Origin of the sequence: Rhodococcus sp. SBT000017 (genome assembly GCF_003688915.1) — a bacterium.
In the GTDB taxonomy this organism is placed as follows: domain Bacteria; phylum Actinomycetota; class Actinomycetes; order Mycobacteriales; family Mycobacteriaceae; genus Rhodococcoides.
In genome coordinates this window covers 2,753,339-2,777,807 of record NZ_REFU01000001.1, presented here as the reverse complement: position 1 = coordinate 2,777,807, position 24,469 = coordinate 2,753,339, and the positions used below count along the sequence as shown (strand labels likewise).

The following is a 24,469-nucleotide window of genomic DNA, read 5'->3' as shown; positions in this document are numbered from 1 at the left end:
CCAGGTGGAACAATCTCGTTCCATGTGCGGACGGTATGCCAGTACCCGGAGTGACAGCGACCTGCAGGCGGTGTTCGACATCGCCGAGACCGTCGGCGCGGAGGTGCCGCCGTCCTACAACGTGGCCCCCACACAGACGGTCCGGACGGTGCTCGAACGGCCGCCGAAGGACGAACCCGAGGCCGACGCCGTGCGGCAACTGCGGTCGGTGCGCTGGGGCCTGATCCCGTCGTGGGCGAAGGACGCGAAAATCGGTTCCCGGCTGATCAACGCCAGGTCCGAGACCATCACCGAGAAGCCGTCGTTCAAGAAGGCAGCAAGCCGTCGGCGATGCATCGTCCCTGCCGACGGCTACTACGAGTGGGAGAAGCGCGACGGCGCGAAGGTGCCGTACTTCTTACACGACGGTGACACGGGTCGTTCCGCAGGCTCCACTCCTGGGGGCGTATTGGCAATGGCGGGCCTGTACGAGCTGTGGCGAGACCCCACCAAGGCCGAGGACGACGAGTCGCGTTGGGTCTGGTCGGTCACCGTGCTGACCTCGCCGGCTGCCGACGCGCTGGGACACATTCACGATCGCTCGCCCGTCGTACTCCCACCTGATCTGCGCGCGAGTTGGCTCGATCCCACCGTGACCGACCTCGGCGCGGTTCAGGACATGTTGGCCGCGATCCCCGAACCACGTCTCGAGCCCTACGAGGTGAGCACCGCGGTGAACAGCGTGAAGAACAACAGCCCGGAGCTGCTGACGCCGGTGTAGCGCCGGCTCAGGCGAGTCGCAACCGGCAGATGTCGGCAATCGCGGCCCGCTCGTCCGGCGACAGCTCCTCGGCGACGGGCGAATCGAGGATTCGACGCAATCGCTGGAATTAGGTACGCGCGTCGACGCCGAATGCCACGTAGATGTCCTCGTCGCTGCCACCGCCGTACCCACGCCAGGTTCGGCCGAATGTCAGAATCTCGTGGTCCACCGAATGGGTAGTGGTCCGGCGCATGGTGTTCCCCCTAGTGCTACTTGACTCCTATCATCCGGGTCACGGTTGAAGGGCCGGTGAACAACGCGTTACGTGCACGTCAGTTCACTAGGGTGGACGGCGTGACTGCTCTCGCCTTCGGATCCTGGCCCTCGCCCATCACCGCAGCAGATCTGTCGTCGGCGGGCCACCCCGTCGAGGGTGGGTGCTTCGTCGGCAGCGAGATCTGGTGGTCGGAACTACGGCCCGCCGAACAGGGCCGGACGGCCATCTGCCGCTATGTCGACGGAGAAGTGCAGCCTGTTCTGCCCGCGCCGTTCAACGCCCGATCCCGCGTCCACGAATACGGCGGGGGAGCCTGGACCGCGACGGCGGCCGGCGACCTGGTGTTCGCCGAATTCTCCGATCAACGCGTCTACCGACTCACCCCCGGCGGCGCACCCGTGCCGCTGACTCCGAAACCGGCTGTGGCGTCGAGCATCCGGTACGCCGATCTCTCGGTGGTCGGCACCGACGTGATCGCAGTTCGCGAGATGCACGACGCAGGTGCGGTGTCACGAGACATCGTGGCGATCGATCTCGGCGGCAGCGGGGTGCGTTCGCTGGTGGCGGGCTCGGACTTCCTTGCGTTCCCGAAACTTTCACCCGACGGCACCCGCATCGCATGGATTGCGTGGAACCACCCCCAGATGCCCTGGGACGGAACCGAACTACGCGTTGCCTCCCTCGCTGATCCCGGCGCATGGACCGTGCTCCTTGGCTCGACCGAGGAATCGGTGATGCAGCCGGAATGGATCGACAACCAATCGCTGTACGCCATCAGCGACCGAAGTGGTTGGTGGAACCTGTATTCGGTCACGCTCGACGGATCGGTCACACCGCTTCGGGCGCTCGACGCCGACTTCGGGGCTCCGCTGTGGCGATTGGGATCGAGCTGGTACTCCGTGCTCGACGACGGGAAGCTGCTCACCGTGCGCGCCGTCGGCACCGACACCCTCGCGGTACTCGATTCGGCATCCGGGGCACTCGAGGACATCGCGCTCGACGGTGTGACCTCGGTGGGGCTCGGTGGGCGCTCCGGGTCGACCGTGCTCCTCAAGTGCGGCGGAGCTCGGGTGGCCGCCGGTTTGTTCGCCCTCGACCTGGAATCCGGCGAACTGACCTCGGTACGTTCGGGTTTCGAATCCGTACCCGACAGCGCATACCTGCCCGAGGGTCGTCAGGTGACATTCCAGGGGCCGAACCGTGAGGTGCACGCCATCACCTATGCGCCGCGCAACCCGTCGTACGAGGGGTTGGACGGCGAACTGCCACCGTACGTCGCGTTCGTTCACGGCGGCCCGACCGCGCACGTCGCCCCCGCTCTGAACCCGTTGTTCGCCTATTTCACCAGCCGCGGCATCGGCGTCGTAGATGTGAACTACGGCGGGTCGAGTGGATACGGCCGCGAATACCGCAACCGACTGCGCGGGCAGTGGGGAGTGGTCGACGTCGAGGACACCATCGCCGCGGTGCAGGGGTTGGCCGACAGCGGACTCGCCGACCCACGCCGGTTGGCCATCGAAGGCGGATCCGCAGGCGGTTGGACGGTGTTGGCCGCGCTGACATCCTCCGACGTGTTCGCTTGCGGCGCATCGTACTTCGGTGTTGCCGAGCTGGAGCTATTCGTCGCCGAGACCCACGACTTCGAGTCCCGCTACATCGACGGGCTCATCGGACCGTTGCCCGAGGCCATCGACCTGTACCGCACCCGTGCGCCGGTCAACAACGTCGACGGACTGTCCTGCCCGGTGCTGTTGTTGCAGGGGCTCGACGATCCGATCGTGCCGCCGTCACAGGCCGTACGGTTCCGAGATGCCATGGTGAAGAAGGGAATTCCGCACGCCTACCTGGCTTATGCGGGGGAGTCGCACGGATTCCGCAAACTGGAAACACAGGTGAACGCGCGAGAATCCGAACTGTCCTTCTACGGCCAGGTCATGGGCTTCACGCCGCCCGGAATTCCACAGCTGGAGCTGTGGCGTCCCTCTAGCTGAGTGGCGGGTGCGCGCGCTTCGCTTCCAGGAATTCGAGGAGCGCGCTGGGGATAGCGCAGTACTTGCTGTTGCCCTCGGACAATTTGCTGCCCGCCTCGAACGCTGCCTTCGATGGGCCGTCGTGTTCGCGGATGAGTGCACAGAGGCGCTCGTCGGTGCGGCCGGATTCGCAACACTGCTCGACGTGCGCTCGATCGTCCGGTGACAGAGCCGTCCACCACTCGTCGTAGCGGCGAAAGAGCCTGTCCGCGTCGTCGGTCATGCCTGCTCCCTACTTGTCGGTACGCCTTCGAGTCCGACCATACTCACGATGTCCGATTCGGCCACTTCCGAGGGGGGATGCAGTGGGAGTGGGGGGACCTCACACCCCTGTTGACGACTGCGCGCCCCTGCTCTGACGTGAGCGGGGGCGCGCGGTCGGTAGAAGGGTCGCTCGGTTGCCACGTCCCGCTCTGTCGGCAGCATCGCGGTCGTCTGAGCTGGTTGTGCTGCTCGAGGTCAGACGAAGTCGATTCCTTATCCATCCGCTTCGGACATGTCGCTGACGCGCAGGCCTAGGAAGGTTCGGATTTCGAGGTGAGCTGATGTTTGTGAACCGTCCGAACCATTGCGCAGAATTCGGTAGCGACCGGGGTCAAGTGGGGACTGTCCCAGATGCAGAAGACTTCGATGCGCGGCGTCGTCGCTTTCATGGGTACGTAGACGATCCCTGGATAAGGGTGCATGTGTGGCGTCGACTCGGCTGTGATTCCGATTCCGTGGCCCAGCGACACATGATGGTTCCATTCGTCCACCGATCCACATTCGATCGGTCGACTGAAGGGACGGGTATGGGCAGGCCATAGGTCCATTGTGGTTGTGCCCGACATGATATCGAGCACGATGATGTCGTCCGAAAGGTCGGAGAGTGCGAGCTCCGGACGGTCCGCCAACCGATGCCGCTGGGACAGTGCGACGACCCTTGCTTCACCGAACAACGAGCTGGAAAAGCTGACCGAGGCGATTCCCTGCCGAACTATCCCCAGGTCGGCCTCTCCCGATTCGACACCGGAGGTGCGGCTCGCGAACCTCTTGAGCATCAACTGCTCCTGTGGTTTGGTGGCATTCCACGTCTCGAACACTGTGTTGGTCAGAGATCCCAAGGCCGACCACACGTAGCCGACTATGACTGTGCCCACCGACTCGGGAGGTTGCACGGCCAGATCGAACGCCGAGATCGCCCGCGAGGCCCTGACGAGGTAGGCCTCACCGGTTGTCGTCAGCGTCGCGCCGGCAGACGTTCTGTCGAACAGTCGAGCTCCGATTTCGCGTTCGAGCTGCGCAATGGAGCGAGAGAGAGCCGGCTGTCCAACATGCAAACGGCGCGCAGCACGAGAAATGCTGCCCTCCTCGGACACTGCGATGAGCGCCTGCAGGTGACGAAGTTCCAGTCCCATGTTTCAGAAGCATAGTGCGCGCTGATTCGGCATTACCTCCAGCTCTGCCAGCTGAGCTAGTTTCGTTCCTGCTCGATGCGCGTAGTGCGGATATGACATGAGTGAGCCATTGCACTCAGCAGCGAAACCGGGGAGGGATTGACCTTGGCCGTCCGGCCGGAAGAACTGACCACATTCGATCCATATCTTCAGCTACCAGGAGTCGTATACACGGATGAGTTGTACCTCAAAGTCGAGCACTTGAACACTGCTGGATCAGTAAAAATGAAGGCCGCTCGATATCTGATCAGCGACGCCGAGAAGAAACACGGAGACCTTTCGGGAAGGTTGATTATCGAATCGTCGTCCGGGAACCTCGGCATTGCTTTGGCAATGATTTGTGCCGCTCGAAATTACAAGTTTCGGTGTGTAGTCGATCCCAATAGCAATGTGGCTGCGATTGCAGAGATGCAAGCCTACGGCGCAGAGATCCACCGGGTGTGTGATCGCGATGAAAACGGGGGGTATCTCGGTACGCGTTTGGCTGCTATCGATCAGATCATAGCTACCGACTCAACCGCGATCTGGCTGAACCAATATCAGAATCCAAGTAACCCGATTGCACACATGGCGTTAACTGGTCCGGAGCTTGCCGCAGCATTTCACCACATCGACTATCTGTTTATCGGAGTCGGCACAGGGGGCACCATCCGCGGTGTAGTCGACTATTTGAGCCGTCTGGGAACGGCTACCACGGTGGTCGCCGTCGATACTGTCGGATCTGTGACTTTCGGGGACGATCCTGCTCCGCGATACATCCCAGGGCTTGGTACCAGCAGGCGTCCAGGTCACGTACAGGGCCTCGATGTCGACAATATCGAACTCGTGGACGAACTGGCCGCGGTTGTCGAATGCCGCCGCCTCGCGAGGGAGCACGGTCTGCTGGCGGGCGGTAGCACTGGAAGCGTCATGGCAGCCATTCGCCGATACGATTCAGGTTTCAAAAAACACGATGTCGTGGTCGGTATCTCACCGGATTCTGGTCAACGATATTTGAACACAATTTTCGACGATTGCTGGGTCGCGACAACATTTGGCGCAGTTGTACCCTCTGTATCGGCAACACCAACAAGAAATGAGCTCCAGCCGTGAACGCGGTTTCTATCGTCAATCAGAGTCAAACATCCCATGCGCTGCAAAACAAAAATTCCGTTCTGGAACTTGTTGCGGCCGCGTACAAGGCGCACCGCGTCAACCCTGAGCAGACCCCACGCTCGCACTTTCTTCGTTTCGCGGACCGTCCAGCGGACCGTATTATTGCGTTGCTTTCGCGGTTTACGAATTCGACCGGTCGAGACTATGCGGGCGTGAAATGGGTTTCCAGCTTCCCTGCGAATCTGGAATCGGGACGTCCCAGAGCCTTCGCATCGATAGTGCTCAACGATATGCAGACCGGTTATCCCGTTGCGTTTATCGCGGCCTCGCCGATCAACGCTGCCCGCACGGCAGCATCCGCTGCGTTGGCGGCGGATTCCATCTATCGAAACCGCGGGAACGGGCCTGGGTCCATCGGACTGATCGGCGCGGGCTATATCGGGGTCAGCATCCTCGACTACCTTCACCACCTCGGCCTGAGCGCCCCCGTCGCAGTCCATGACAACGACCCCGTTCGCGCCGCTGAGCTGACTCATTCGATAGGAGTCACTCAGACACTTGGTCTCGAGCAAGCGCTGGACTCGGATCTGGTCGTGTTCGCAACAACCGCTCAGGCTCCGTTCGTGTCGCGTCCTTTTCGAGATGGTCAAGTAGTCCTGCACGTCTCACTCCGTGATCTGGAACCTTCCGTTCTCCTAGACGCACAGAACATCGTGGACGACGCGGAACATGCTGTGCGCGAGGGCACTTCTCTCCAGCTCGCAAGTAGCGAAGTAGGGCACCTGGACTTCATCAACGGAACAATTCCCGAACTGCTCGCCGGTGAAGTGTCCCTGGACGATCGACCGGTCATAGTGTCGCCGTTCGGTCTCGGAATTCTTGACATTGCGGCCGCTGTCCATGTCTTGGATAACACCGCACACCCCGCCATTGTGGAGTTCTTCTAGGATGGAGCGATCGATGATTCGAGTTGCCATAGTCGGCTTCGGACCTCGCGGACTGGTCGCCCTCGAACGTGTCGGAGCGCATTTGTCCGAGACAGACTTTGCAGCCACGATCGACGTCTTCGACTCGAGTCGATCGGACGGTTGGGGGGTGCACAATCCCGACCTCCCCGAGTTCATCCGACTGAACACCATTGCGTCCCAACTGACGGTGTACACCGACGCCGAGATGGTTATCCCGGGAGCCCCGACCACGCCGGGTCCCACGTTTTACGAATGGGTTCGAGACAACGGCCAGACGGTGGTCGAGTATGGCGATGAGCGACGGCCGGAACGCACGGACTTTCTGCCTCGTGGCCTGATCGGCAAGTATCTCGCCGAAGCAGCGGCCCGATTCACGACCGACACCGACCGTCTCACGGTGAAGGTGCACCGCAACGAAGCAACCGCCGTGCGCGCGCTGTCTACAGGCGCAACTGTCAGAACGGCGACAGATTCGACCGAGCTGCGTTACGACTTGGTCATCATCGCCACCGGTCATGGAACAGATCGGTCCGCCCGTCAGCTCGAGCTGGACCGCGTGCCTCCGCGCCGACGACTTTTGCTCAGGGGCATGGGTCTGACTTCCATGGATCTTGTCGCGCACCTCACTGTCGGGCGCGGCGGCCGTTTCACTCGTGACACCGCTGGAATCTTCACCTACCATCCCAGCGGCGAGGAGCCCTTCCTCACCCTCACCAGCCGATCTGGCCAACTGCCCGCAGCCAGACCCGAGACTGATCCATATGGTCGAGCCCATGCGAGCGATCTGTTCGCAGACAATGTCGATTCTCTCCTTTGCAAGTACTTCACCGCGTCGACGGATCCGCGAAATAGCGCCCAGAGAATGCTCATCGATGAACTATCGCCGCGATTGAACGACCGCGAACAGCAGCGCCTACACAACAAGCTTTCAGACGACAAGATGTGGGTCGATCACGAAACGTATTCGAGAACCGTCTTTGCCGACGCCAGATGGGACTTGACCGAGGCTTCAGCAGGTATTCCCAAGAGCAACTACAAAGCCACTCTGGAAGCTCTGCGAACCAATCGCGAACATATTCGCCAAGCCGTGGACGACGCGCACCCGATGGTGAAGGCAGCATTCTTCGCCGCTACCCCCAACCTGATCAACCGCCTGGTCATCGGACCGCAGAAAGAACGCATCGCGGAGTTGATCGCACTTCACCAGTCAGGAATATTGCAACTGGGACCGGGCCCCGATCCCATACTCACACCAGTAGGCGATGGGTTCCAGGTCGTGTCACGACAATTGACCGTCCCCTCGGTCGTCACCGTCGACGAAATCCTGGATGCCAGAGAGACCTCTGCCGCTGCGCCTTCGCTTTTACCTGCAGGACGTATCGAAGGAGCCCGATTGCACACCAGCGCTGGACCCCAGTCGATATGCGTTGTCGGGCCACCTGCCGAGGGGTATTCGTACTACAACCACTACATTCCCTCGCCGGCAGTTCCGTCTCGAGCCCACCGAGAACTCGACGTGATCCTCATGGAGTTGGTGGGCAGCGTGCAGCCCAGAGTTGCGGTCGAACTATGACCCTCGAACTGATGATCGTCCTTGTCCCGGCCGTCATCGTCGTGGTCGGCGTACTGATCGTCCGACGTGCCGCGTGGCAGGTCGCGCTGGCTTCGGTCCTTGCTGCCGCCGCAATGTTTGCCGTCGTACTCGGTACTGCCGCACTCGTGGAGGCATCCCCACCTGCGCTCGAAGCAGGAATCCTGTTGACCGCCGATGCAGGACTCATCATCTTCCCAGGACTGCTGCTCAACGAAGTGCTGCGTCGCAACGGCACGCACGCGACAATCGTCGGGTGGATCGAGCGCTGGCCCGTCAGTCCTGCCACCGCGACCGTCATTCTCACCGTCGGATTTGCACCGGCACTCGAATCGATCACAGGCTTCGGCGTCTCGCTCCTTGTCACCGTGCCGGTCCTGTTGCAACTGCTACCCCGAGCGAAGGCCTTGCTGGCCTCAATGCTCAGTTTGACGATCATGCCCTGGGGCACCGCTGGTTTGGCAACCACGGTGGCTGCCGACTTATCGGGTAACACCGCCCGCGACATCGGTTTTCAATCATCGTTGTTCAGCGCAGCCATCTTTCCGGCCTTCGCGATCGTGACTGCGCTGCTGGTCTCCGATCGAGCCGAACGCACCCGAACCATCGTCGTTGCGGCAGGATTGGGCGTCACGTTCGCGCTGGTGCTCATAGGTATGAACTTCGTCGGGTTGGTGCCACTCGCCGGCGTCACAGCAGGGGCGGTGACCGGCGTACTCGGTTACATACTCCTGGCAGCTCGTCGTCAGGCCGCCACGGCACCACCGTGGCGGGCCTTGTCTCCGTTTCTAGTGGTCGTGGCACTTATTTTGGTTGCGCGTGTCGCCGACGCTGCAACGGGTTGGGGAACCGCGGTAGCGCTGCACGCTGGGCGAGTTTCATTCGAGCCCTTGCTCTCTCCCGGTCTCGCGTTGCTGATCGTGTCCGTGGGTTTCGGTTGGCGTTATGTGAACGTCAGCGCTATCCGGATTGCCGCGCAAGGCGGTTGGAAACCGCTGGTTGCTTTGTTCGGGTTCGCCGCGGCTGCTCAACTCATGAATTACTCTGGGGCGGTTGGTGATCTCGCTGCATTGGTTGGTCGAGCAGGTGACATCGGTTTCGTTGTGTTCGTTCCCTTGCTGGCCGTGATTTCTGGTTACCTGGTGGGATCGAACACCGGTGCCAATGCGTTGATGGTCATTCCGCAACAGAATATCGGTGATTTCTTCGGTGCTGGCTCCGCTGCAGTTGCCTTGCAGAACAGTGGCGCTGGGCATTCGATTTTTGCGTCCGTTCCCGAGACTCTTCTTGTTCTCGCAGTGGCAGGCAAAGGAACTCGCGACGAAGAGACACGCATGCTGAGGTTCGGCTTCAAAATTCTTGGCCTCGTCGTGCTGATCATGGTGATCGGTGCTGCTTTGATGATCGTTTTGTGAGCTCGCTACGCGAGCGAATCAGATGGGCAGAGCCGGAAGTGGACCTCACACACTTTCTGACGACTGCGCGCCCCTGCTCTGACGTGAGCGGGGGCGCGCGGTCCGTAAAGAGGTCGCTCGGTGGCGTCGCGCTCTGTCGGCAGCATCGCGGAGCCTCCGATCGACGAACTCGGGGTGATCGAGATCCGACCAGGCGATGCGCACCACCTGGCGGCCGGTTGCGCGGATGCGATCCTCGCGACGCTTCTCGTCCCACAACACATCGGCCGCAGACTTCCCCTCGGGCACGTAGCGTCCGTACTTCACCTTGCCGTCGAATTCGAGAACGGTCTCGATGTCGGGCAGATCGAAATCCACGCGCCCGACGAAGCCGCGCTCATCGACTATCTGCACCTGTAGTTGCGGGCTGTAACCCAGCTGATGCAGCAACACCCGGGCGCGTGATTCCCCGACACTCTCGGATCTGCCGTCCATGAATTCTGCGACTCGACGCGCCATCCGATTGCCGGGGTGGTTGGGGCATGAATCCAATGCTGCAAGAACATCTTCGGTGGTGAGGCCGCGGGTTCTCGCAGCGAAGTCCGCGACGCAGACGGCCGTATCGAACGGAAGTGAGCGAGCACAATCGGCAACGGTGCGCGCCAGGCCTGTGACTCGCACGCCGTCGAAGTCCACGACCTCGTCGTCGGTGTACGGCGAGGTGTGCACTGCTCGAACGGCGCTGCTACGACCGCCGCCACGGGCACGATTGCGCGTGATGTGCACTCGGCTCAGGTCGGCATTCCATACGTCGAGACCGTGGAATATTGCTGCGCTCACATGGCTGACCACGGCATCGGGGGCGATGGTCGCGTCGAACACGGCCTCGGCGATGACCCGATGCTTGTCTTCCCTGGGCAGTGCGTCGAATTTGTCTCTGCTGACGAACCTTCCGGGACGGAGTCGACGCCACGCTCGCGTTCGGCAGTAGCGCTGCAGCTCTGCGTCGGAAATTACGCGGGAGAGAGCGTCGGATCGCGAGACTATGCGGGTCATGAAGAAATGCTCTCGGGCGCAATCGCTTTCGACAACCCCCAAGTGGCCGATTGTGGATAACTGGTGTGCCTGTGGATAACCGAGGGCCGGGGGACCTCACACCCCTACTGACGACTGCGCGCCCCTGCTCTGAATTGAGCAAGGGCGCGCAGTCGGTAAAAAGGGTGTGAGGTTACTTCCGGCGACCCGGAACCTTGGCTCCCGGAGCGAATCCGAGTCCACCGGCCTTCGGCTGGGGCGGAGTCCGATCATCGGAGCCGTTGGATGCGGCCTCACCGGCAGTGTCCGACGCCTCGGCCTTCGGTACCTCGGGTGCAGCGGCTTCCGGAGTCGGCTCGGCCTTCTCGGGCTCTGCAGTCTTCGGCTCAGCGGGAGTCGCTGCTGCCGCACCGGGCGTGCGTGCACCCGGCTTCTTGAATCCGGACTTCACGGCCAGACCCTTGGGCTGGACGGTCGGCTTGGATTCGGCCGCAGCCTCGGTAGCGGGTGCCTCCGACGCCGTGGCCTCGGCAACCGGCGCCTCGGCGGTAGGAGCCTCTGCCGCAGGTGCTTCGGAGACCGGCGCTTCGGCGGCAGGCTTACCCGGTGCCTTGGCTCCCGGCTTCTTGAATCCGGACTTCACGGCCAGACCCTTGGGCTGAACGGTCGGCTTGGATTCGGTTGCAGCAGAGGCCGATTCCGTAGCCTCACCCGAGGTTTCCGGCGCTTCGGAGACCGGCGCTTCGGCGGCAGACTTACCCGGTGCCTTCGCGCCCGGCTTCTTGAAGCCCGACTTCACAGCCAGACCCTTGGGCTTGACCGACGGAGTCGACTCCGAGGTCTCTGCGGTAGCAGGTGCTTCGGTCGCCGCGGGGGCGTCGGCAGGTGCAGCCGCTTTCGCGCCGGGTGCCTTGCCCTTCATCTGCAGGCCCTTGCCGCCGGGTGCCTTGCCCCCGGCCATGCCGAGACCCTTGGGCTTGGCGGCGGGTTCTGCGTCGGCAGTGTCGGCCGGTGCAGCGGAACCGGGTGCCTTGGCTCCCGGAGCCTTGGCCAGACCCTTCATCTTCAGTCCGCCGCCGGCCTTGGGAGCCGGAGCTGCCGGAGCGGACTTCGCCTCGGCCGGCTCCTCGACGGGTGCGATGCGTTCGGCCTCTTCGACCTCGGCGGCGTTCTCGGTCGCCAGCTTCTCCTCGGGAGTGCGCTCGCGGGGGATGACCTTGATATTCTCGGCCAGCACCGAGGACTCGACGCGGGTGATCGACTCGAGCATCAGCTGCGCGACATCGACGACCTCGACGCCCTCGTGTGCGCCGCCTTCCTGACGTGCGGTGACACCGTCGGTGAGCATCACTCGGCAGAACGGGCAACCCGTGGCGATCTTCTTCGGGTTGGTCGCCAGTGCCTCGTCGACCCGGTCGATGTTGATGCGCTTGCCGATGTTCTCTTCCATCCACATGCGTGCGCCACCGGCACCACAGCACATGGACCGCTCACCGTGGCGCGGCATCTCCTTGAGGTTGGAGCCCGACGCGGCCATGAGCTCACGCGGGGCGTCGTACACCTTGTTGTGACGGCCCAGGTAGCACGGGTCGTGGTAGGTGATGTCCTGGCTGACCGAGGCCACCGGGATCAGCTTCTTCTGCCGCACGAGGCGGTTGAGCAGCTGCGTGTGGTGGACCACCTCGTAGTCACCGCCGACCTGCGGGTACTCGTTGCCGAGTGCGTTGAAGCAGTGGGCGCAGGTGACGACGATCTTGCGCTTGTTCTGCTCGACACCCTCGAAGACGTTGTTCAGCGTCTCGATGTTCTGCATGGCGAGCTGCTGGAACAGGAACTCGTTGCCTGCGCGGCGAGCGGAGTCGCCGGTGCAGGTCTCGTCCGCGCCGAGCACCATGAACTTCACGCCTGCTGTGGCGAGCAGCTCGGCGACGGCCTTGGTGGTCTTCTTCGCGCGGTCCTCGTAGGCACCGGCGCAGCCGACCCAGAAGAGGTACTCGTAGTCCTGGAACGAATCGGCGTCCTGGCCGAAGACCGGGATGTCGAAGTCCATCTCGTTGATCCAGTTGAGCCGGTCCTTGGAGTTCTGACCCCACGGGTTGCCCTTGTTCTCGAGGTTCTTGAACAAACCTGCGAGCTCGGACGGAAACTCCGATTCGATCAGCACCTGGTAGCGGCGCATGTCGATGATGTGGTCGACGTGCTCGATGTCCACCGGGCACTGCTCGACGCAGGCACCGCAGGTGGTGCAGCTCCACAGCACCTCGGGATCGATGATGCCGCCCTCGATGGCGTCGGCGACGAGCTTGCGATCGGCTTCGTCGCGAGCGTTCTGCGGGATGGCGTCGAGCGCCTTCTGGTCGACGTTGCCCTCGGCGTCGACGAGTCCGACCTCGTCGCCAGCCATGTCCTTCTTGCCGCCGGCCAGCAGGTACGGGGCCTTGGCGTGGCTGTGGTCGCGCAGCGACATGATCAGCAGCTTGGGGGAGAGGGGCTTGCCGGTGTTCCAGGCGGGGCACTGCGACTGGCAGCGGCCGCACTCGGTGCACGTGGTGAAGTCGAGCCAGCCCTTCCAGCTGAAGTCTTCGATCTTGCCTGCACCGAACGCGTCGACGTCGGGGTCGGCCTCTTCCATCTCGAGGACCTTGCCGCCGGACATCATCGGCTTGGCCGGGCCGAGGGCCACGGTGCCGTCGTCCATGCGCTTGAAGTAGATGTTGGGGAACGCGGTGAAGCGGTGCCACGCGATACCCCAGTTGATGCGCGAACCGACGATGTAGAGCCAGATCATGCCGGACATCAGCTTGACGAACGCGAAGACTGCGACCATGTTCGAGTTGGCGGGCAGCAGTTCGGCCAAGCGGATCGTGAAGAAGTCCGTGTACGGGTTCCCATGCCCATACGTTGCGATCTTGCCTGCCTTGACGAACACCATGCCCAAGCCCTCGATGAGGACGACGGCTTCGACGAAATAGGCCGCTTTGAACCCGGAGCCGGCGAAGCGAGACTGACGCTCGGGCTTCCGCGGGTGATTGAGCTGGCGAATGATGATCAGCGTGGTGATGCCGATGACGGTGCCGAGGCCGAGCAACTCGTCGATGAGGTGGTACGCCGCGGTGTCACCGACGATGGGCCAGTGGAACTCCGGGTTGAACGTCTGACCGTAGGCCTCGAACCAGACGATGGCACCGAGCATGAAGCCGATCATGACCAGCCAGTGCGCCCAGCCGACCGTGCGGAACTTGACCATCTTGGTGTGGGCAAGGAACTCGATCATCATCTGCTTGAAGCGAGGGACTATCGGTCGCCAGCGGTCGGGTGCCGGCTGGCCGATGCGCACGATGTTGAACATCCGCAGGCCCCCGCGAATGAAGACGTACCAACACACGAGGCTGAGCAGAGCACCGACTGTGCCCAACGTGATCGTCAGGGCGTTCATGTCGCGGCCTTTCGCTAAAGGTGGCAGCTGGAAGGGCTACCGCGGGTTCAGCCCGTAGAGCTGGATGACGGTCTATGTTACTCGCCAGTAGCAATTTCGCTGTACTGACGGGTAACTTAGCATCACCGGGTGAAGCGATGCTGGTGGGTGCTGAAATGAGGCCGTCCGACGGGCGGGCTGAACTCGTCAGTAGGTTGTCTCGCAGATCACCGTATGCGTAGGCCGTCGAGGTGCTGTCGAGAAGGCAGTCCTTACCTACTCCCTGCGCGCGGCCGTATGTCGCGGAGACCCACCTGTTGCCGGTGGGATCACGCGCCCGGTGTTTCTCGATCGTTCGAACGATCGACATCTCCGACCTCAGCATGACGTGACTCGAGCCGCTGTGCTGCGAATATCCAAAATGTTTGTGACAGTGGGTAACTGACAGGCAGCGGATGGGTTGCAAAAGGACAACGACCGGTCCGATTCGTACGTTACAATTCCTGAGCGCACCATAAGTCGCAGACGCGTCATCGGGGTGACTTTGCGTTTGACGGTTGCCTAGCGGTACTGCCAAGCACTCAATGCACAGAAACGGAACTGAACTCCACATGAAACTCAGCAAACTGGTCGTCACGTCGGCCCTCGTCGCAGTCGCGATGGGCCTGGCCAGCGGAACCGCGTACGCACAGCCCACCGATGAGACGGCCCCCGGTGACACCAACTACACCGTCGATCTCGAAGATCGCACGATCGTCACCACCATCGACGCAGGCGTCTTCAAGGTCGCCGACGACGGCAAGACGGTCGACGTCCTCGACGCTGCCGACAACACCCTCGTGACGCTTCCGCTCTCGTTCAACCTCGGCGGACTCAACTTCCCGTACGAGCAGAACGTCGACGACGACGGCAAGACCCTGCGCCTGGTTCCGGACCTCGACTTCACGAAGGCATCGGCCAACTCGCGCAGCATCGGCGCAACGACCGTCGCCTCGCCCGAGGAGAACCTCAAGGCGCAGCAGAACTTCGCCTCGCAGCTCGGCATCGCGACCGCGATCGGTGGCTTCACCGGAACCGCCATCGGTGTAGGCGTCGGCTTCGTGCTGGGTCTTCCACTGGCGGGCGTCGGCGGGGTTGTGACCATCCCCATCGCCGCCACTGTCGGGGGCATCCTCGGCACGATCGCTGCCGGTGGCCCGACTCTGGTCGTTGCCGGAATCGACTTGATCAACACGCTGAACGCGGCACCCGGCACCACGGTCTGGGCCAACTAGCCTTCAGCTTCTACGCCAAGCAGGGCCCGCACTCTCGACGAGAGTGCGGGCCCTGCGTCGTCCGAGGCGCCGTCGACAGTCGAATGCCATCAGCCGAGCGAATCGACGAGAACAAGTCGTATGCGTATTAAGTAAACCGACCGTAAAGTAAAACCCATGAAAACCGACTGTGAACCCCTTTGTGGGGGCATGGACACAAGGCTCACCGACGAGCTACGCGATGAGTGGGATGCGTTGGCGGAACGGGTCGGCACGGTCTTCTCCTTCCGTCCCGGTTACGCACTGAATGCCCCACGGCCGGCGGGAAGTGAGCTCGCCTTCGTGCATGTACGTCGAGGTGGGCGTTTGGTGGCACTGGCACCGATGTTCGTCACGCGAGTGGGTCCGGTGAAGGTGGCGAAGATTCTCGGGACCGGGCAGGGCGTCCCGACCGAATTGCTCAGTGAGGACGACGCGTCGTCTCGCGTTCTGTGGGATTCGATCGACGATCACGGTCTGATCTACTATGCGGACTCGATGATCGACAACCGAACTGCCATCGAGGCGCTCGGTGCGCACCCGCGGTGGCGTTCGGACTCGCTCGTGCGGGAGCGAGTTCCGGTTATCGACGTACCGCCGGGCAGTACCGCACGCGATGTGCGTGGGCACAAATCACTGAAGCGGCTCGAGAAGTACAGACGTCAGGCCGAGCGGTCCGGGAGTCCCCTGGTGGTGGAAACCATCCGCGATGCCGAGCACCTCGAGCTGCGTTGGGCAGACATTTCCAGGTTGGCTGCCGCGTCGACGCGTCACACCGATCGCACCGACTACCTCGCGGAGAAGTCGCCTGCCGATCCCTCGGCGTCGGCCAAGGCCTTTCTGCTCGGTGAAGCAGCGGCCGGCAGATTGGCTCTTGTAGGAGTGAGCGTCGACGGGCGATGGTGCGCGCACGAGATCTGCATCCGCACAGGATCGCGACTCGAGTCGTGGCTGACGCACCACGATCCTGCAGTTGCGAAGTACCAACCCGGTCATCAGATGGTGGAATGGCTGATCCAGACGCACGACGAACTCGACGTGACCGTGTTGGACCAGGGTGTAGGTGTCAACGAGAACAAGAAGGCGTGGTCCACCTCTGGCTACGACGTGTTGGCTGTGGTGGGCGTACCCAGCCGCACGGTCGGCTCGCCGATCTTGGTCGATTTGCTGCTTCGCTGGGAGCTTTCCCCCCGGGTCGCGTACGCGCGGAAGGTCGCCTACGCGGTGCTGTCACGTCTGCGCCCGTCGAACAACTAGGACGTACGGATGGTCAGACCGGGGTTCTCGGCGAGTACGTCGTTGATGGGGGTCGCGAACAGCTCGGGCCGCTGACCCTGCAGCATGCTGACGACGGTAGCGACCTCGCAGGAGGGCTGATCGCCCACGTTCGATGCACTGGCGATCCCGACGGCGAGAGTGCCGCTGACGACGGGGCCGCCGCTGTCGCCGCGCAGCGCGCAGATGGAGGTGGAGAAACCACGGTCCAGGACATTGTCGCCCAGTACGACGTGCTGGCCCGTGGAAAGAATGGTGCCGCAACTGAATCCGGTTCGGGATCCGGATTTGCAGACCGGAGCGCCCACGATCGGATCGACTGTCCCGGTGATGTGCAGTGGTGCCGCTCCGGGGACTCGGACGGCGTTGCTCTCGAATTCGGCGACGTTGGCATCGTCGATGTCGATCAAGGCGTAATCGTTGCGCGACTGGCTGGTTCGGTAGAAGGTTCCGAATTTCGAGCCCACGAGACTGCCGAACATCGGGTACGCGCCCGCCACTGCCGCCGAACCGGTATCGGTGGTACTCGGATTGCAGTGGCCCGCAGTGATGTTGACCGATCCGTGCGTCGGGTCGACGGCATTGAACCCGAGTGAGCAGCGCTGACCGAGGCCGGCCGGTGTACCCGCGAGAAAGCTGTCGCCGCCCAGATACGAACTCGCGCGAATCGGGCCTGCGATCGGTGACGGATCGAACGGGAGCAGGTCCAACAGCGGCTCGACGGCACTGTGCACCGCCGGCGGGAGCACGATGCCGGATGCGTCGATCCCGAAACCGCTGGCCGACGCGGCGTCGGCCACGTCGGCGTTGCTCGGTCCGTCCGCCACCGCGACGACGGGCCGTCCGTCCGCATCCAGCCACGCACTCGTGACTCCGCCGGAACCGACGGTGTCGGTGAACTCGGCCAGCCGGCGTGCCGCGTCTGCGCGATCGAGGAATTGCTGCGGAGTCAGCCCGAGGTCGCGGGCCACGGCGTCGGCGAGGGCGGGAGGCAATCGTGGTTCTGCGCTCGCGGTCGGTGCGAACACCGCCATCGTCGCCAGAAGCGGAACTGCAACAGTCGACAGCCGGAACGCTCGGCGACGCATAGATACCTCTCCCCCGGGCATCGCCAGATGTGATGCCGTTCACCTGTTGTACGACTATAGGCGGTGGACGGCCCCCGACGTACCCACTACTCGGAGCGCAGTGTGGCTCCGGTCGCGCTCGTGACCTGATCGATGGGAATGCCCAGGCTCGCGGTGCCGCCGTATTGCGCCAGCGCGAGGTTGGCCTCGTTGCAATCGGGTGCCCCGCCGCTGTTGGATCCGCTGGTGATTCCCAGCGCGAGCGTTCCGGTCACGATGGCACCGCCGCTGTCGCCGGCGAGAGTGCATGCGGTGCTGGCGAATCCGCGCACGGTGCGGGAGGTGCCGTCCTCCATGTAGAGCTGCGTCTCGACGCGATCGGCCGCAACCACTCCACAGGTGAACGACGACGACTGCCCGGACTTGCAGACCGGCGCTCCGATGACCGGTGCCGCGGTTCCGGTGACGGTGACGGTGCTGCCGTTCGCTCCACGGACGGTAGGACGGTCGAGTCCGGATGCGATCCCGGTGTCGTTCAGGGCGATCACCGACCAGTCGAGGCCGTCCGCAGCGCCCAGACTCGACCGATCGAACGACCCGATCTGCGTGCTGCGCGAGATGTCGGCCGGATCGGGAAGGTAGACCGGTGCGCCGCCGGATCCGGTGGCCTTGTTGGGATTGCAATGGCCTGCAGTGAGATTGACGGCGGCACCGGAGGAGTCGACGGCGTTGAAGCCGAACGAGCAGATACTGATGTCGGTAGCCGGAGCGTCGGCGATGGGTCCCGAGGTGGTGACGTAGGTGTCGCCGCCCATCGGAGTCGGGTCGACCGGCTTGTTTCCGCCGGGCGAGAGGATGACCTTGATGTTCGCCAGCAGGGTCGGCAGATTCAGCGCGCTGCCGATCGGGCTGTTCACCAGGTCGATGACGATCTGATTGTCGATGAAGTCGATGGCGGTTCCGTTGATCTGCTCGGAGATCTCGCGGGGGAGGCCGGCGATCCAACTGTTGAGATCTGCCAGCGACTTCTCGAGTCCGTCTGCCGACACGGGCGACTGCGCGGTGGCGTATCCGTCCTTGGCGACGGCCTGTGCCGCAGCAGGCGAGGTGACGGCGACGACGGGATTGCCGTCGGGTCCGATCCAGGCACCGGCGAAATCTGTGGGACGGCTGGCCCGGAAGTCCGATGCGTAAGCAGAGAGTTCCTGCGCGCGGGCGGCACGATCGAGGTACTCCTGCGGGGAGATCTTCAGATCTCGCTGCACGGCTTCGACGAGCTCGCGGGGAAGCTGATCGGCGGGTGACTGGACGACGGGGTCCGCTGCTGCTGTCCCGGAGAACGAAGCAAGAAGAACAAAAGCCGTCGAACACAGCACTGCGGCACGCAGCGCCCCGGTGTTACGCATGAAATCCCTTCATCGGGTGCTTGGCATCAGCGACCCACCCTAGGGCATCGGGCGCAGAATCAGTGTTCGCGCAGCTCAGGGGTTGGTGACCTCGTCGGGCGTGGTTGTCGCCGCGGCTGAGGTCGTGGTCGTAGCAGTGGTCGTGGTCGTGGTCGTGACCGGGGTGGTCGTCACCGGAGTCGTGGTGGGGACCACTGGCGTCGTGGTGGGGACCACGGGCGGAGGGGCGGGTACCGGCGCGGGCGGCGGAGCAGGCAGGGGAGCGGGCTCGGGCGCGATGTACGGCTCGTTCGGCGTCTGTTCGACGACCTCGGGAACGAAGACCGGCTCGACGGGGGTGGCGGTGGTGGTCGAGGGTGCGCGCGTCGAGGTGACGATCGGCGAGCCTGCATCGGTGACGGTCGGAGGTGTCGCGGCGGGAGCGTCACCGAACACTCCGCTCAGTGCTGCGATCGCGAGGACGATGACGACGCCTGCCGCTGCGCCTGCGACGATGGTGGCGATCGTCCGCGACCGCTCGCTTCTTTCCTTCTTCGCCCCGACCGATCCAGCGGCAACGGCCGGAGCGACGGGTGCGTAACCGGTGGTCGACGCGTTCTCGTCGACCGGAACGATCGGCTCGGATCGAAATTCGGAATGGTCGAACACCGGAGCGACCGCAGGAATTGCCTCGGAGAACGCGAGGGACGGCTCGGGTGCGACGACCGGGATGGCGTCGGTGTCGAGGGACTCCGTGCCGTCGTTGCGGGTGACGACCGGCGCGGCCCCGGTCACCAGGGAGTTGCCGTCGACGTCCTCGACCTCGGCGAGCAACAGTGCGCCGCGGGTCGCAGCGAGCGGCTCGACGAGCACTCGGCCCGACGAGCGTTCACCGATGTCCGTCGCTATCGACGGGAGTGCGGCGCTGCCGCCGGTGAGTATCACGGTGCCGGTCTCCGGCACGTCGAGCCGGCCGATCAACGGCGCGACGAGGCTTGCGAACTCGTCTCGTGTCACCGTCGTGGACTGCGAGACACCGGGGAGTTCGACCGAGATCGTGGCGACGTCGGCCGTGCTCAGGGTCTGTTTGGCGGCCTCGCACGAGGCGACGACGCCTGCAAGGGCCGCCAGGACTGCCGCGTCGGACAGGTCGATGTGCTCGCGATCGGTCACCACGTGATCGAAGAGTGCATCGGTGAAGGCGTCGCCACCGACGGCGGTGCTGCGCACCGTCCCACCTCCGGGATAGGTGGAGATGTCGGTGCCGGTGGCCCCGATGTCGACCACCGTGACCGCCGCTCCCGGGCTCGGCTGCGCGAACGCGCTGGTGGCTTTGGCGTCGGGCACCAGGGCGACATCGGTGAGGCCGGTGTGATCGAGGGCGTCACGCAGCAGTGCGACGGCGGCGCGGGTCCACCGCGTCGGGTACGTCATCGTCGTGACGGGCATGTCGCCGGCCACCCCGGCCTTGGCGGACACCATCGTGACGAGGCAGTTGGCGGCGTTGGCCATCAAGTCCTCGGCGCGGTACGCATCGGCGTCGGGCTCGAGATGCTCCTGCTGACCGACGAGATCGACGAACCGGGTGAACGGGGCCGTGTCGGCGGGTTCTCCGAGGTGGGCGCGGCCGTCCTCGTCGAATCGCAGGGTCGTCGGCAGGACGACGATCGTCGGTTCGTCCTCCACCGATGCGCGGTAGGCCGCGACGGACCTCGTGTTGCCCACGGTGATTCCGAGATGCCCGGCACCGCTCATGGAGTTTCCCCTGTCGATCGGTCGTTCGACGCTCGGTCGGAGGGTGTGCCGCCGCGGGCCGCCGGACCCTGCTCGGATGCGGGCTGCTCGGCGGCCTGGTCGGATTCGGGAGTCTCGACGGGCTCGTCGGTGGGTTCCTCGATCGGCAGTTCCGGCTCGACCGGTTCGACGACGATCGGGGGCTCCTCGGTGTCGGTGTCCTCGGGTGCCTCGATCGCCGGCTGCGTCTCGATGTCGATCTCGGGCGGCTCGCGCCGCGGGAGGTCGGAGGTTTCTGCCGTGGTCGTCTCTTCCGTCGTGGTGGCCGGCAGCGGAACGACGGGAGCGATCTCGGCGGCCGGCTCCACGACGACGGTGGGGAAGTCGATCGGGCCACCCGATCCGGAGCCGATCGACGACGTGGGCGGCACCACCTGGGCGTTGTCGATGGTGGGGACTGCGGTGTCGGTGGACGTGCCGAGTTGCAGCGCGACGAGCGCGGCACCGACGGTCAACGCGGCGGCGAACGCTGCAGCCGCGAACAGCGGGCGACGGTCGGATCTGGTCGCGCCGAGCACCGCGAACCGCTCGGTGACGGCGTCGACGGGGAACTGCGCCGCCAGAATCGCAGCACCGCGAGCGGCGGCTACGGCGGTGTCCTTCTTCTGCAGGGTCTGCAGGACCGATGCGTTCCACGCGGCGAGCGCCTCCGCTTCGGCGACCAGCGAGACGTGTGCGAGCCCGTGCGCGTTCATCGCCGAACGCAGCGCGAACACCTGCTCGGCCGTCCACCGGGCGGGGTAGGTCGCGGCCGCGGCCAGATCGCCGGGCCGCAGACCGATGGACGACGCCACCTCGGTGAGCAGGCACAGCAGGGCCATCGACGTCAGTTGCTCGGCAGGAAAGACGGTGCCCTTGCTGCCGGTGACACCCACGCCGTCGGCGAGGGAGTCGAGAAAGTGGGTGTAGGCCTCGGAGTCGTCGTCGGTCGCATCTCCGAGCGAGACGGTGCCGTCGGGATGAGTGTTGAGCACGGTCGAGTGCAGTGATGCCAGATGCAACGACGGTCCGGGCGCAATCGGATGGGACACGGCGGCGACGGCGCGTTCGTCGTCCAGGTAGAGGCCGACGTCCGGTGCGCCGACACTCGCATTGCCGAGCTGCTCGGTCATGGGGCTGCTACCTGTTCTCGACTCGGGGAATTCTGCTCGGTCGTTATGTCGCTCCCGGTCCTCGCACAGTTACAGGGTCGACGCCTGCGCTGGTCGAGGCCCCGTAGCCCATGGCGCGCAGCATCGAGATCAGCTCCGACCGCGACTGGGCACCGAGCCTGCGCCGGATGCGGGCCACATGATGCTCGACGGTCTTCGGGGAGATGTAGAGCCGGCTGCCGACCTCCCGATAGGTGACTCCGAGGACGAGCAGTTCGGCGACCTCGGCCTCGCGTTCGCTCAGCGAGCCCGTCGGCTGCGGCGTCGATCTCGGGTTGTCGCGCTGAGTCGAGCTGGGTTGGCGCAACGACCTGGCGATGTGCAACAGCGAGGTTGCCGTCGCAGTATCGGTGACGGTCAGCGCGGCCTCGCTGGCCAATCGGGCTCCGTCCCAGGGCAGTCCGAAGGCGGTGAGTGTGCGCGCGGAATTCTCCACCTCGGTCGCGTCGGGCCTGCCCTGCAACACCCCGAGCCATGCGCGACCGGCAGCGGCGAGTGCGGCGCTGTACGGATGGGTCGGAGCGGCAGCGGCCAGAGCCTTGGCGTGCGGCACCAACGCGTCGGGGGTCTGGGCCACGATCGCCGCCTGAACCTGGTACCAATGCAGCGCCGACGCCCAGACGGGTGGGTCGCCGAGCGCCGCGAGCAGATCGGTGGCCTGCGCCACCAGATGCTCGACGCGGTCCACCTGGCCGAGTCGAGTTGCGGCCAAGAGCAATTCGCCCAGGGGTAGCAGCGCGAACAGGTCGACGGAGTACTCGGAGATCACGTTCTGCGCCTGGGTCCATGCCGTGATCAGCGACCCTGCGTCACCGGACCTGCGAGCCAGACCCACCCGAATCGCGTGCAGGAACAACTGATTGCGCACGTGCGACACCGGAATCCGCAGTGCCTCGATCGCGGCACCTGCATCGGCGGTATCTCCCCGCAGCATCGACGCCCAGGCTCCGACGAGGCTCAGCCTGGTGTGCGCCTCGGATCCCGGGCGGTGTTCGGGAAGTGCTCGCGCCACGATGGAATCGACACGGGGCAGGTCGCCGCAGTGCACCGCGTGCAAGGCCGAGACGGCAGCGGCGGTATCCGGGGTGCACCAGCGATCGGAAGTGTTGCCCGTCAACGTCATTGCTCGCATCAGTGCATTCGCGGCAGCGCTGGAGGCCGCTGCGCTCCGCGAATCGATCGACCCGATCACTCCGGAGACGAGCAGACTGCCCGACGCGATGCTCGACGTCGGCGCGAGTGCGGACACGGCAGTGATCGAACGGTCGGCGGCGGCGCGATCACCGGCCGCTGCGGCGGAGAGGGCGGCCCACACGGCATCGGGTCCGAGTCGATCCTCGCCGAGCCACGTGAACAACTGCGCACTGCGCGAGGCCATTCCGCGTTGCGCTGCAACCGACGCCGACACTCGCACCGCCGTCCGCAGATGCGTCGCATCGCACCCGGCAGCACCATCGAGAACCACATCGGCGAATCTCGCAGCCTCGTCCAAATCTCCGGTTGCCGCCGCGACCTCGGACCTTCTCGCAGCCAGCACCACCGAATCGAACCCCGCCTCGACCGCCGCGTCGTACAGGGCACCGGCGGCATCGATTGGAGCCGAATCAGCCTGTCGAACAAGGTAATCGGCGAGCCCGGCATGAACGACGCCCCGCTCTGCCAACGCACGGGCCGCGGTGGCGTCGAGCAGGCGAGATCGGGTGGCTACGTCGGTGACGGCCGAGAGCAGGACGCGGCAGCGCCCGTCTCCGATCATCTCGATCAGTGGGGCCTCGGCGGACGCAATCAACGTGCCCGTGGTGTCGAGCATGCCGGAGCTGCAGGCCAGGTCGACGATCGACTCGACATCGGTCGCGCGCGGCACGATCTGCGCGGCCGATGCAGGGTCGGGTGTGACGCCGAATCGAGCTGCGAGCAGCAGTGCCCGCGTGTCGTCGGTGGTCCCGATCAGCATCCGGCGGTGTTGTTCGGCAATCGATTCGGCGACCACGCGAAGCGGAGCCGGATCGGAACGGTCGCCGCCGAGCGCGCCGAGTGCCGCGTCGACAGCGGCGAGGATTCCGCCGGTTGCCTTGGCGACGGCAGCGGCGAGCGACGCCGAGATCGGCCGGACGGTCGCTGCTGCCCGCGCGGCGATGGCCACCTTGTCCAGCGGAACCAGCGTCACTCGGTTGGAACCGGCGGACGCGATCAACTTCTCGATGCGTGAATCGAAACTCCGCGGCGCGGTGGCGACGATCAGGGTGATGTCCGAGCGTGTTGCAGCCGCGGCGATCTCGTCGAGACGCTGCTCCGGTAGCAGGTGCGCGTCATCGACGAGAACCGTCGAGCCGGACGGCGCGTCGGCGATGGTGCCGGTGTACACGTCCACCGACGCCGCAACGGACGCGAGAACCGCGGATCGACCGGATCCGTTCACTCCGACGACGACATGGAATCCGTTGGCGTCGAGCGCATCACGGACGAAGCGATCGGCGCGCTCGATGCCGACGAGTTCGGAACGGGTACTGGTCACGGTCGAC

General features: G+C 64.4%; 18 protein-coding genes. 8 read left to right on the top strand and 10 right to left on the bottom strand.

Annotated elements, in window-relative coordinates; genetic code table 11:
• The first annotated feature begins 22 nt into the window (after nt 1–22).
• Nucleotides 23–760: an SOS response-associated peptidase gene (locus AYK61_RS12815; RefSeq protein WP_121871030.1), complete on the top strand. Its 738-nt coding sequence runs from the start codon at nt 23–25 to the stop codon at nt 758–760.
• A 109-nt stretch (nt 761–869) separates the two neighbouring features.
• Here the strand turns inward: AYK61_RS12815 and AYK61_RS27855 are convergent, their stop codons facing one another.
• On the bottom strand, nt 870–995 hold the full coding sequence (locus AYK61_RS27855) for a hypothetical protein (RefSeq protein WP_259468035.1): 126 nt from the start codon (nt 993–995) through the stop codon (nt 870–872).
• 101 nt (nt 996–1,096) lie between these two features.
• Here AYK61_RS27855 and AYK61_RS12810 point away from each other — a divergent pair, with 101 nt between their 5' ends.
• Nucleotides 1,097–3,010 (top strand): prolyl oligopeptidase family serine peptidase, encoded by a 1,914-nt coding sequence (locus tag AYK61_RS12810; RefSeq protein ID WP_121872707.1) that lies wholly within the window; start codon nt 1,097–1,099, stop codon nt 3,008–3,010.
• Here AYK61_RS12810 and AYK61_RS12805 read toward each other — a convergent pair.
• Both AYK61_RS12805 and AYK61_RS12800 read right to left on the bottom strand, forming a co-directional pair.
• A complete protein-coding gene (locus AYK61_RS12805) occupies nt 3,003–3,272 on the bottom strand; it encodes a hypothetical protein (protein WP_121871029.1) in 270 nt (89 codons plus the stop codon). The genes AYK61_RS12810 and AYK61_RS12805 overlap by 8 nt on opposite strands.
• 292 nt (nt 3,273–3,564) lie before the next feature.
• Nucleotides 3,565–4,446 carry a LysR family transcriptional regulator gene (locus AYK61_RS12800; RefSeq protein ID WP_121871028.1) on the bottom strand — a complete coding sequence of 294 codons (882 nt, stop codon included), beginning with the start codon at nt 4,444–4,446 and terminating at the stop codon, nt 3,565–3,567.
• Nucleotides 4,447–4,584: 138 nt separating this feature from the next.
• Here AYK61_RS12800 and sbnA point away from each other — a divergent pair, with 138 nt between their 5' ends.
• Genes sbnA through AYK61_RS12780 form a run of 4 tightly spaced genes read left to right on the top strand, consistent with a single transcriptional unit; the run spans nt 4,585 to nt 9,554 of the window.
• Nucleotides 4,585–5,577 carry a 2,3-diaminopropionate biosynthesis protein SbnA gene (sbnA, locus tag AYK61_RS12795; protein WP_121871027.1) on the top strand — a complete coding sequence of 331 codons (993 nt, stop codon included), beginning with the start codon at nt 4,585–4,587 and terminating at the stop codon, nt 5,575–5,577.
• Nucleotides 5,574–6,527, top strand: a complete 954-nt coding sequence (locus tag AYK61_RS12790) for a 2,3-diaminopropionate biosynthesis protein SbnB (protein ID WP_121871026.1) — start codon at nt 5,574–5,576, stop codon at nt 6,525–6,527. Before sbnA ends, AYK61_RS12790 begins: the two co-directional genes overlap by 4 nt.
• On the top strand, nt 6,481–8,121 hold the full coding sequence (locus AYK61_RS12785; RefSeq protein WP_121871025.1) for an FAD/NAD(P)-binding protein: 1,641 nt from the start codon (nt 6,481–6,483) through the stop codon (nt 8,119–8,121). The genes AYK61_RS12790 and AYK61_RS12785 overlap by 47 nt, the downstream gene beginning before the upstream one ends.
• A complete protein-coding gene (locus AYK61_RS12780) occupies nt 8,118–9,554 on the top strand; it encodes an L-lactate permease (RefSeq protein WP_183130254.1) in 1,437 nt (478 codons plus the stop codon). Before AYK61_RS12785 ends, AYK61_RS12780 begins: the two co-directional genes overlap by 4 nt.
• 45 nt (nt 9,555–9,599) lie before the next feature.
• Here the strand turns inward: AYK61_RS12780 and AYK61_RS12775 are convergent, their stop codons facing one another.
• Nucleotides 9,600–10,589 (bottom strand): hypothetical protein, encoded by a 990-nt coding sequence (locus AYK61_RS12775; protein WP_259468034.1) that lies wholly within the window; start codon nt 10,587–10,589, stop codon nt 9,600–9,602.
• A 172-nt stretch (nt 10,590–10,761) separates the two neighbouring features.
• Nucleotides 10,762–14,004, bottom strand: a complete 3,243-nt coding sequence (locus tag AYK61_RS12770; RefSeq protein WP_121871024.1) for a heterodisulfide reductase-related iron-sulfur binding cluster — start codon at nt 14,002–14,004, stop codon at nt 10,762–10,764.
• A gap of 590 nt (nt 14,005–14,594) precedes the next feature.
• Between AYK61_RS12770 and AYK61_RS12765 the strand changes: the two genes are divergently transcribed.
• Together AYK61_RS12765 and AYK61_RS12760 are read left to right on the top strand one after the other, a co-directional pair.
• Nucleotides 14,595–15,257 carry an ammonium transporter gene (locus tag AYK61_RS12765; RefSeq protein WP_121871023.1) on the top strand — a complete coding sequence of 221 codons (663 nt, stop codon included), beginning with the start codon at nt 14,595–14,597 and terminating at the stop codon, nt 15,255–15,257.
• Nucleotides 15,258–15,446: 189 nt separating this feature from the next.
• Nucleotides 15,447–16,532, top strand: coding sequence for a GNAT family N-acetyltransferase (locus tag AYK61_RS12760; protein WP_183130253.1), 1,086 nt, complete (start codon nt 15,447–15,449; stop codon nt 16,530–16,532).
• Here AYK61_RS12760 and AYK61_RS12755 read toward each other — a convergent pair.
• From AYK61_RS12755 to AYK61_RS12735, 5 genes are all read right to left on the bottom strand, one after another.
• Nucleotides 16,529–17,638: a S1 family peptidase gene (locus AYK61_RS12755; protein ID WP_183130252.1), complete on the bottom strand. Its 1,110-nt coding sequence runs from the start codon at nt 17,636–17,638 to the stop codon at nt 16,529–16,531. The genes AYK61_RS12760 and AYK61_RS12755 overlap by 4 nt on opposite strands.
• Before the next feature lie 86 nt (nt 17,639–17,724).
• Nucleotides 17,725–19,023, bottom strand: coding sequence for a S1 family peptidase (locus tag AYK61_RS12750; protein WP_183130251.1), 1,299 nt, complete (start codon nt 19,021–19,023; stop codon nt 17,725–17,727).
• A gap of 75 nt (nt 19,024–19,098) precedes the next feature.
• Complete coding sequence (locus AYK61_RS12745; RefSeq protein ID WP_121871020.1) at nt 19,099–20,757, bottom strand: Hsp70 family protein; 1,659 nt, start codon at nt 20,755–20,757, stop codon at nt 19,099–19,101.
• Entirely contained in the window at nt 20,754–21,908 is a 1,155-nt protein-coding gene (locus AYK61_RS12740; protein WP_121871019.1) for a hypothetical protein, read from the bottom strand. The genes AYK61_RS12745 and AYK61_RS12740 overlap by 4 nt, the downstream gene beginning before the upstream one ends.
• A 43-nt stretch (nt 21,909–21,951) precedes the next feature.
• Nucleotides 21,952–24,462, bottom strand: coding sequence for a helix-turn-helix transcriptional regulator (locus tag AYK61_RS12735; RefSeq protein WP_121871018.1), 2,511 nt, complete (start codon nt 24,460–24,462; stop codon nt 21,952–21,954).
• Between the last annotated feature and the right edge of the window lie 7 nt (nt 24,463–24,469).